We start from the raw sequence: 9,905 nt of genomic DNA on the forward strand, positions 1-9,905 counted from the left end.
CCGAGAGTTCCACCAGACTAGCCTCGGCCAACACGCCCCACCACCAGAAACACCACCAGCGCAACCAGCGGCAAACCTGCTCCCAGCCACACGACTCCGTGCCAGCCATTCTGCTCGTACAAGCTGCTGGCGAGCGCTGAGCCAATAGCGCCGCCGACGAAGATGCTGGTCATGTACAGGGCGTTCAAGCGACCGCGGCTGGCCGGGTCGAGGGCGTACACCGCGCGCTGTCCCAGCACCATGTTCATCTGCACCGCAAAATCGAGCAGCACTCCCGTGATCGCCAGGCCAATTACGCTGTAACCCGGTTGACTCAGACCCACCAGAAACGCAACGGGCGCCATAATCATCGCCAGCAACGACGCGCGCCGGCTATGCCCGGCATCGGCCAGACGCCCGGCGACTGGCGCGGCAATCGCACCAATGGCACCCACCAGTGCAAAGAGCGCGATCTGGGTTTGCGACAGGCCGAACGTGCGGGACAGCTCAATCGGAGCTGCCGTCCAGAACAGACTGAACGCAGCAAACAGCAGGCTCTGATACAGCGCCCGCTGACGCAACACCGAATGTTTGCGCAGCAACGTCAGCAACGAGCCGAGCAGTTGTCCGTAAGACGCCTTGTGATCTGGCGTGCGTTTGGGAATGGTCAGGGCCAGCACCAGAATGATCGCCAGCATCACTACCGACGCGGTCACGAACACCGCTCGCCATCCGAAATGGTCAGCGATCAGGCTGGACAGCGGCCGGGCTAGCAGGATACCCAGCAGCAGGCCGCCCATGATGTTGCCGACGACCTGACCGCGGGTTTCTTCCGGTGCCAGGTGTGCCGCCAGCGGAATCAGCATTTGCACCGACACCGAACTGAAGCCGATCAGCAGGGAAATCATCAGAAAACCATTGGCGTGCTCGCTGAACGCCGCTGCCAAAAGGCTGGCAGTGGCCACGATTGCAGTGCCGATCATCAGCTTGCGGTTTTCCAGCAAATCAGCCAGCGGTACCAGAAATAACAGGCCAAGGGCGTAACCGATCTGGGTCAGGGATACGATCAGGCTCGCGCTGTGGGCCGACAACCCGACATCGGGGGCAATCAGCTCTACGATGGGCTGGGCGTAGTAAATGTTGGCGACGATGGCGCCACAGCAAAATGCAAACAACAGCACCAGGCCGCGAGTCAGGGTGTTTGGCGGGGCTTGAGTGGGTGAGGCTGCTGAGGAGGTCATAATCTCTGGCTCATGTTCAGTCTGAAGGGGATCGGCCTGCAACGGCTGTCGCGTTGATCGACAGGTCTTTATGACAGGCCTGGCGATGGGCAATTCGATGAAGATCAACAACATCACAAGCTCACAACAGAGCAAGTTTCCCGGTAATACTACTGCCGTATTGATAGCGTTTGGTTACTATCATAACGCCTGGAGTAAAAGTTGAGGTCATCTACTTGCGTGATTGTGCTTAGTCGCAACCAAAGTTTATCGAGCGAGTTTCCAGCCTATCCTTATAGATAGTATCGGTGGAACTAATTAGCTGCTTAGATACCCTGAGCCGCCCGTGATAAACCCTATATTGATCGCGATCTATCCGCGGGCCGGATACTTACCGATAACCGACGGACAGCGTGAATAAAAATGATCAGTCTCGGTCAAGCCAGCGTCTCTCTTGAACTCAGAGAAGTCTTCAGAAGTGGTGTGCCATTGCGGGTGGGCACACGGGCGTTCGATATTCTGGAACTGTTGATTACCTGTCCGGGCCGCCTGATCAGCAAGGACGAGATGCTTCAGCGCGTCTGGCCCGACACCGTGGTTGAAGAAAACAACCTGCAGGTACATATCTCCGCACTGCGCAAGGCACTGGGTGAAGACCGCGATCTGATCAGGACCATTCCCGGGCGCGGTTACATGCTGGTGGGGGGAGAGGACGAATCCGCTATTGCAGCCAATGATCATAAAGACCCGGTGACAGCGGGGTCATTCACGGGCTCGATGCTGCGCCAACACGATCTTCCTCATAACGTCCCGCTGATTGGTCGGGAAGCCGCGCTGGAAGAAGTCTGCCAGGCGTTGCTGAGCAACGCGCTGGTCAGCCTCGTGGGTTCAGGCGGGATCGGCAAAACATCCCTGGCAGTGGCGGTTGCCCACCACCTGTCCTTGACCGATAGTTTGCATGTCTGCTTCGTGCCGCTGGCACACACTACCTGCCCTGAGCGCATTGTCGAGTCTTTGGCGTGCGCTCTGGATCTGGTGGTTTTGCCGGGGAGGTCGCCGATGGAGGCAATTGTCGAATGCCTTGGTCAGCAGAATCGCCTGATCATTCTGGATAACGGTGAGCACTTGATCGATGCGGTGGCGGCGGTCAGTGAGCATCTGCTGCGCAGTTGTCCGCCGTTGCGGATTCTGGTCACCAGCCGTGAACCACTGCGCATTGGTGGCGAACGCACGCTCAACGTGGCCCCGCTTGCGATCCCGGAGCACGACGCCGACCGTCACGAAGTGCTGCAAAGCGGTTCAGCACAATTGTTCATGACACGCTTGCGGGCACTGGACTCTTATTTCCCCGCAGAGAACATGGAAAATCTGGACGAGCAGAGTGTGGCGTTGGTCGCACAAGTCTGCCGTCATCTGGACGGCATCCCGCTGGCGCTGGAGATGGCGGCCGCCCGCGCAGCCACTCTGGGGCTGTTCGAGTTGCTGCAAAGCCTGCAACATAGCCCACACCTCTTGTCCGGCGGCCTGCGCAGTGCACCTGATCGTCATCAGTCACTGGTGGCTTCGGTAGAGTGGAGCTATCGTCTGCTGAGCGCGGACGAGTGCGCGGTGCTGGAACGCTTGAGCCGTTTCGACGACCGTTTCACCTTCGCTCAGGCCTGTGAAAGGGCGCAGTCCCTGGCGCTGCCCCAAGGTCGGGTGATGGACTGCATTGTCAGTCTGGCGCAGAAGTCGCTGTTGCTGATTGCCGCCGAGGGGCCTTTTCGGTTTTACCGATTGCTGAAGGCGACCCGCAGCTGGCTGATGGAGACAATCACCGAGCTGGCGGGCGATAAAGGCTCAAGGCAGAGCATTGGGCAGCGTAATCAGCATGCAGTGCGCCCGGCATCCACCGCTTCTGTCGCGACATTGCGAGCAGTGGGGGGCGGCCTGCACGACTCCGACTATTTTCATCTCAATCACCAACGAATTCTGGCGACAAGCCAGTAGCACGAAGCTTCGGAAAATCTGTATATGAGCGCTACACCCAAGGTTTATGTGGTCGATGATGAGTGCACGATCCGCACGTCATTGGCTCGCCTGCTGAATTCTGCGGACATCAACACCGAATGCTTCGCCAACGCCCAGGCGTTTCTTGAGCAGTCTTTTGAAGATCAACCGACGTGCCTGTTGCTGGACGTCAACCTTGCCGCTTCAAGTGGTTTCGATGTGCAGGAGGAGTTGCTCCGTCGTGGCCATCGCTTCCCGATTATATTCATGACCGGCTTTGGCACGATTCCGATGTCAGTCAAGGCCATCAAAGCCGGCGCGCACGAGTTTTTGACCAAACCCTTCGAGCCAGACCATTTGCTGATGGTGGTGCGCCAGGCCCTCGAACACGATGAAAACGAGCTGGCGGGTCGGCTGCACGTCGAAAGCGTCAGGCGCCGTTTCGAGACCCTGACGCCCCGTGAGCGGGAAGTCATGACGCTATTGGTAACAGGCAAAATGAATAAACAGATTGCCGGGGATCTGGGCACCAGCGAAATAACGGTGAAAGTTCATAAGCGGCACATTATGACAAAAATGAAAGCACGAACTTTGATTGAGCTGGTCAAGATGCACGAGCAATTAAGTCTGGTCAGTTGATATAAAACAGCACAATTATACATAGCGTCAGTCGTGCTCTTTAATGGGAAGGCGTACTGTCTGCTTCTATTACTTTTACTGTCATGAAGTTGAGCTTATGATCCTCATTTGCGTTGTTGATGACGACGCTTCCGTGCGTAATGGTCTTGGCAATCTTCTCAAATCCTTGGGCTATGCTTCCGTGGGCTTTGCTTCGGGTGAAGCGTTTCTGGCTTCGTCGGCAAGTAATGATGCCGATTGCGTATTTCTCGATTTGATCATGAAGGGTATGCAGGGGCTGGAGGTCCTCCGGCAGTTGAAGGCCGAGGGCAAACCCGTCGCGGTTTTCTGCATGTCCGCCCAGGATGATGAACAAACCATCCGTCGAACACTCGACGCTGGCGCATTGGGATTTTTGCGCAAACCGTTCTCCGAGGAGGCGTTGCTTGATTCGATAAGGCGGGCACTGGAACGCCCGTAAGGGGCCTTTATGAGCAACATTCAGGCAGAGATGATCTCTGGCCTTCAGGCAAAGGCTCAACCTCAGGCCGAAGGCTACACGCCTGAATGGCTGGCGCTGCTGTCCTGGGACCTGCTGTTTGTCGATGGCGAGATTGATCGCTATCGCGTCCAGGTGCAGGGCTGCTATCGACAGTGGTTGGTGTTTCGTTCGTCGCTGCGTCAGGTAGAGGGCAGCAGGCGTCGTATCGAGCATGAATACGCGTTAGCTCCGCGACTTGAGCCTTCATGGGCACTGGTGCCCCAGGCGCTGTTGCAGACTGCCGAAGGCCCGTTGTGGGTGTGCGACGATCCTGGCGGTCAGGCGCTGCATGAACTCGCTGACGGGAAGATTTCCATTGATCGCTTTCTGCGCCTCGCGCTAGGCGCAGCCCATGCTGTGGGGCAGGCTCATGGTAATGGTCTGCTGCATCGGGACATCAAACCGAGCAATCTGCTTCAGGATGCTGAAGGCACTGTTCGTCTGACGGGGTTTGGCGTCAGTGTCGAAACCGGTTCCGGCATCCCGACGAACACTGACGATTCCATCTGCGGCACTTTGGCGTACATGCCTCCCGAGCAAGCCGGACGGAGCGGGCAGCAGGCTGACCAGCGTAGCGATCTCTATGCCCTCGGCATGACGTTCTATGAGCTGCTGACCGGCAGATTGCCCTTCGAGGCCGGCGATGCCGTGGAATGGGTGTATTGCCATGTGGCTCGCCAGCCACTGTCACCCCGGCAGTTTCGCGACTCGATTCCCGTACCCTTGGCTCAAATGATTCTGCAACTGATTGCCAAGAACCCCGATGATCGCTATCAAACGGCTTGCAGTCTGGAGGCTGACTTGCGTTCGTGCCTGACCCAGTGGAGCCAGTTCCAGCACCTCTCCGCTTTTGAGCCTGCCGACAGTGATCGCCGGTGCCGGGGCAGTGAGCCACAGTTCTTGCTGACAAGGCCTGTGGAGTATCAGGCGCTGCATGCGGCATTCAACCGTGTCGCGGAGTCGGGTCTGTCTGAGTTGGTGCTGCTGTCCGGTCAGGCCGGGGCAGGCAAGTCCACACTGGTTCGTCAGTTGCATCAGGGGCTGGCGTCCAGCCAGATGCTGTTCGCTTCCGGCAAATTTGACCAGACAGCGCATAACAGTCCTTATGCTTCCCTCGCACAGGCACTGCGTTCGCTGATCATGCGCGTCCTGGGAGAAACCGCCGAGGAGCTGCAGCGATGGCGCGACAGGCTGTCACTGGCGGTGGCCGGGCATGGCCGGTTGATTGCCAATCTGGTGCCCGAAATCGAGTTCATTTTAGGGCCTCAGGCTGCCGGGCCGGAGCTGCCCGCCAATGAAACCAAACATTTGTTCCATTACGTGCTGCAGCGGTTCCTGAACAGTTTTGTCAGCCCTGAGCGGCCGCTGGTGCTTTTTTTCGATGATCTGCAGTGGCTCGACGACGCAACCCTGTCGTTCATTTCCGGGTTCAGTGACGGGCAATACCGGAACATTCTGTTGGTGCTCGCTTATCGCGATAGCCGTGCTGAAGATTCCGCTCTGTCTGGTAATTTTATCGGCCAGCTACGCCGGTCGCCTGCGAGGCTGACCGAGATTCACGTGGCTGCACTGGATCTGGAGGCGGTCGCGCAATGGGTAGCGATGGCCTTGAGCGCCGATGCTGCGCTGATCAGGCCGCTGGCAGAACTGATCCACGAGAAAACCGATGGCAATCCGTTTTTTGTCGGGCAACTTTTGCGTACGTTGCTGGAGGAGCAACTGATCAGCTTCGACCGCCAAAGCAGCCAGTGGGGCTGGGATCAAGCGCGCATTCGCAGTCATCGGCATGCCGAGAACGTGATTGACCTGATGGTGGCGAGAATTGCCCGTCTTCCGTTGACCACTCAAAAGGTTCTTGGCCAGATGGCCTGCATCGGCTCAAGCATCGATTTGAAAACCCTGGGCCAGATCAGCCAGGGCGAGGAGCACGTTCTGCGCGCTGACCTTGCGCCTGCTATCGAGGCCGGTCTGGTAGTCGAGGACCATCAGGGGTTTGCGTTCTACCACGATCGTGTTCAGGAGTCGGCCTACCAGTTGACGCCGCTGGCTGCACGGCCTGCTGAACATGCACGAATTGCCCGGTTGTTGATTGCTGATCTTGAAGGGCGTGGACGCCCGGATCAGGTTTTCCGGATTGCCGGTCATTTGCAACGCATCCATCTGCAGCCGCTCGATTGTGCCGAGCACCGGCTGTTCTGCGGCTTGTTGATACAGGCTGCGCAACAGGCGATGGAGTCTGCGGCGGTTCAGTCTGCCTTTGGTTATCTGGTGGACGCCAGATCGTTGCTCCTTGATGAACCTTGGCATAAAGACCCAGAGCTCAGTCGGGAGCTGGGTTTCACGCAGGCCCAGTGCCTGATTCTCGATGGGCAGTTCGGGCGGGCAGGGCAGGTCATCGATGAACTGCTCAAGCATGTTAAGTCGCATGTCGAGCGTGCGCAGATCTACGCGCTCAAAGTGGAATTGCAGGTGCTTGCCTGTCGCTATCATGAGGCTGCGCAAACTGCCGGCGAGGGTTTGCGCCTGTTCGGCATCCACATCCCCGAGCAGGTAGACGCCCGGGAAGTCGAGCAGCGTTATCGCTTTCTGCTGGAAGTGCTGGGTTCCAGGTCTATCGACTCACTGGCTGAGCTGCCTGAAATGCGCGATCGGTCCTATGAGGCCGCCATGGGCCTGATGGCGAGCATGATCGCTTCGGCTTCTTTCATCGACGATGACCTGCTGTTTGTGCTGACCTGCGAAATGGTCCTGCTGTCCCTTGAGTACGGCGTATGCCCGGCGTCGACCCACGGTCTGGGATGGTTTGGTGTGGCGCTGGCGCATAAATATGCTGCTTATGGCGAAGGCGCGGCGTATGCCCGGTTGGCAAGAACGCTTGTGCAACGTCATGGCTACGTCAGTTCCGAGAGTGCAACGCTGGTTGCACTGGATCAGGTCTGCGTCTGGACGCAACCCCTGGAGCAGGCGCTGGGTTATGCACGATCCGCTTTTGCCAGCAGCTACAACGCAGGCAATCTGACCATGAGTTGCTACGCCTCATTGCATATCGTCTTCAACCAGTTGTTCATGGGCGAGTATCTGGAGCGCGTTGAGGAAGAGATCGACAAGGGGCTCGATTTTGCCGGGCGCGTCCGCTTCAAGGACGTTGAAGCCGCGTTGCTGACCGTGCGTGGCCTGATCCATGCGATGCGGCGTGGCAACTTCGCTGACAGCCCTCGTCACGACCAGGCAGAGCACGGGGGCGACGTTCCCGATGCCCGGAATAGCGCGATGACACCTGTTGTTTTCTGGTCGTGGTTGTTTGAGGGTATCGGCAAATACATGCATCGCGACTTCAAGGGCGCGGCCCTGTGTCTTGAGACCGCTGCGGGTCTTGCCTGGTCGACTCCAGCGCACATTCATGTGTTCGATCTGCATTTCTTCAGTGCACTGAATCTGGCCGCAGGTTGCCGCCATGACGACGCCGCCGGTGAAGTGCTGGATCGCATGACTCCACATCTGGAAAAGATCGACCGGTGGGCTGAGCTCAATCCGCATAACTTCAATGACAAGGCGTTGCTGGTCCGGGCTGAAGTGGCGCGCCTGCAGGGCGATGGTCTGGCCGCCATGACTCTGTATGAGGAGTCCGTCACGGCTGCCGCCAATGGGGGCTTTCTCCATGTACAAGCGCTGGCGCATGAGCTGGCGGGCGAATTTCATCACGTGTGTGGGCTGTATACCTCCGCGCGCAGCCATTACCGCAATGCCCGTGATTGCTACCAGCGATGGGGGGCCTTGGGCAAGGTCGCCGGGCTTGAAGCACGGGGCGGCATTCTGCGCGCACAGGCATCGTTGTCGCGGCCATCGATCAGTATCTCCATGGGGCAGGAATCGCTGGATCTGGTGTCGGTCATGAAGGCCTCTCAGGCACTGTCCGAAGAGATCCTACTGGATCGACTGATCGGGATTCTGTTGACCAATACAATCATTCACGCCGGCGCCCAACATGCGCTGTTACTGCTCATCGAAGATGAGACACCGCAGGTTCGTGCCCGCGGACAAGTGCATGAATCCGGCATCGTCACTGATCTTTCGGTGATGACGCCGTCCGCGCGGCATTTGCCATTGTCGATGTTGTACACGGTCATACGAACCCGGCAACTGGTCGTGCTGGACAACGCCATGCATCCGCATGTCTTTGCCACAGATGAGTACTTCGATGAGCATCAGGTGCGCTCGGTACTGTGTTTGCCACTTATCAAGCAAGGCCAGGTAGTGGGCGCGCTTTACCTGGAAAACAATCTGGCACCCGGGGTGTTCACTTCCGGCCGCACAGCGGTGCTTGAACTGCTCGCCGGGCAGGCTGCGATCTCACTGGAAAATGCTCGTCTATACGCCGAATTGACGGAAGAGAACACGCGTCGCAGACAGATCGAAGTGGCGCTACGCACCAGCAAGGCGACGCTGGCACTGGGGCAACGCATCAGTCAGTCGGGGAGTTTTCGCTGGGATCCGGGCACCGATGAGGCGCAGTGGTCCGACGAGCTGTTCGCGGTCTGGGGCCTGCCAGTGGCGGCGGTTGCTCCTGCACTGCCCGTGCTGGAAAAGATGATTCATCCGGAGGATCTGCAGGCTTTCTCATCGATGCTGTCCCGGGCTCTGCGAGATTCCAGTGCCTTTGAACATACCTTCCGGATCATCCGACCCGATGGGACGCTTCGCCATATCGAACTGCTGGGAGAGCCGGACGGCGAGCAGTTTTTCGTCGGCGTGGTCAGCGACGTGACCGAGCGCAAGACCACCGAAACAGCCCTGCGCACTGCACGCGCTGAACTGGGGAGGGTGTCTCAGGCAACCACCATGGGAGAGTTGGCAGCGTCCATTGCCCATGAGATCAACCAGCCGCTGGCGTCGATCGTGTCCAACGCCAGCGCCAGTGTGCGCTGGTTGAACCGGGATGTGCCGGTTGTTCAGGAGGCGCTTGCCGGGTTGGGGGATATCGTCAACGACGGCAAACGTGCTGCCGGCATCGTCCGCGCCCTGCAATCGTTGGCCAAACAGACGCCGCTCAATCGTGAGCCGTTGTACATCACGGATGTGATTCAGCAGGTGGTGTTACTGACGGCCACTGAGATCGAGCAGCGCCATGTATTGCTCTACAAGGAGGTCCGCGAGCCGCAACTCAGCGTAGAAGGCGATGCTGTGCAGTTGCAGCAGGTGATTCTGAATCTGATCATGAATGCCGTGGACGCCATGAGCGACCTTCATGACCGGCCGCGTCGCTTGGCGATCACTTGCGATACGGTGGCTGATGAGTACGTGGTGGTCAGTATTCAGGACAATGGTTACGGCATTGACCCCGAGCATGTCGAACGGATCTTCGACGCTTTTTTCACGACCAAGGAAAAGGGCATGGGAATGGGACTGGCGATCTGCAGATCGATCATCGAGGCCCATGGCGGCATGCTCCGGGCGTTTTCCGGGCGGTCGAGCGGGGCGGTGTTTGTTTTTACCTTGCCGGTGGTTGTAGGGGGATAGGTGTTATTTAAGGCAATGAGACCTTGTCGCCCATATCGCGG

The 9,905-nt window shown here is 58.2% G+C and carries 5 protein-coding genes; 4 read left to right on the plus strand and 1 reads right to left on the minus strand.

Translation table 11 applies throughout. The annotated features are described in order from the left end of the window. Positions 1-17 precede the first annotated feature (17 nt). Complete coding sequence (locus H8S59_RS01190) at positions 18-1,220, minus strand: MFS transporter (RefSeq protein ID WP_187520176.1); 1,203 nt, start codon at positions 1,218-1,220, stop codon at positions 18-20. Positions 1,221-1,622: 402 nt separating this feature from the next. Here H8S59_RS01190 and H8S59_RS01195 point away from each other — a divergent pair, with 402 nt between their 5' ends. The 4 genes from H8S59_RS01195 to H8S59_RS01210 all read left to right on the plus strand — a co-directional run bounded on the left by H8S59_RS01195 (position 1,623) and on the right by H8S59_RS01210 (position 9,864). After that, positions 1,623-3,188, plus strand: coding sequence for an ATP-binding protein (locus H8S59_RS01195; protein ID WP_187520177.1), 1,566 nt, complete (start codon positions 1,623-1,625; stop codon positions 3,186-3,188). Positions 3,189-3,212: 24 nt separating this feature from the next. Next, positions 3,213-3,827, plus strand: a complete 615-nt coding sequence (locus H8S59_RS01200; RefSeq protein WP_187520178.1) for a response regulator transcription factor — start codon at positions 3,213-3,215, stop codon at positions 3,825-3,827. A gap of 97 nt (positions 3,828-3,924) precedes the next feature. Beyond that, positions 3,925-4,287 carry a response regulator transcription factor gene (locus H8S59_RS01205; RefSeq protein WP_187520179.1) on the plus strand — a complete coding sequence of 121 codons (363 nt, stop codon included), beginning with the start codon at positions 3,925-3,927 and terminating at the stop codon, positions 4,285-4,287. Between the two features lie 9 nt (positions 4,288-4,296). Continuing rightward, positions 4,297-9,864 (plus strand): trifunctional serine/threonine-protein kinase/ATP-binding protein/sensor histidine kinase, encoded by a 5,568-nt coding sequence (locus H8S59_RS01210; protein ID WP_187520180.1) that lies wholly within the window; start codon positions 4,297-4,299, stop codon positions 9,862-9,864. Positions 9,865-9,905 lie beyond the last annotated feature (41 nt).

The sequence above is a fragment of the Pseudomonas folii genome (assembly GCF_014357575.1).
Taxonomy (GTDB): domain Bacteria; phylum Pseudomonadota; class Gammaproteobacteria; order Pseudomonadales; family Pseudomonadaceae; genus Aquipseudomonas; species Aquipseudomonas folii.

Bases quoted from the DNA above. Each gene is read 5' to 3' on its own strand.
- H8S59_RS01190 (WP_187520176.1), bottom strand. From the start codon at position 1,220: ATGACCTCCTCAGCAGCCTCACCCACTCAAGCCCCGCCAAACACCCTG.
- H8S59_RS01195 (WP_187520177.1), top strand. From the start codon at position 1,623: ATGATCAGTCTCGGTCAAGCCAGCGTCTCTCTTGAACTCAGAGAAGTC.
- H8S59_RS01200 (WP_187520178.1), top strand. From the start codon at position 3,213: ATGAGCGCTACACCCAAGGTTTATGTGGTCGATGATGAGTGCACGATC.
- H8S59_RS01205 (WP_187520179.1), top strand. From the start codon at position 3,925: ATGATCCTCATTTGCGTTGTTGATGACGACGCTTCCGTGCGTAATGGT.
- H8S59_RS01210 (WP_187520180.1), top strand. From the start codon at position 4,297: ATGAGCAACATTCAGGCAGAGATGATCTCTGGCCTTCAGGCAAAGGCT.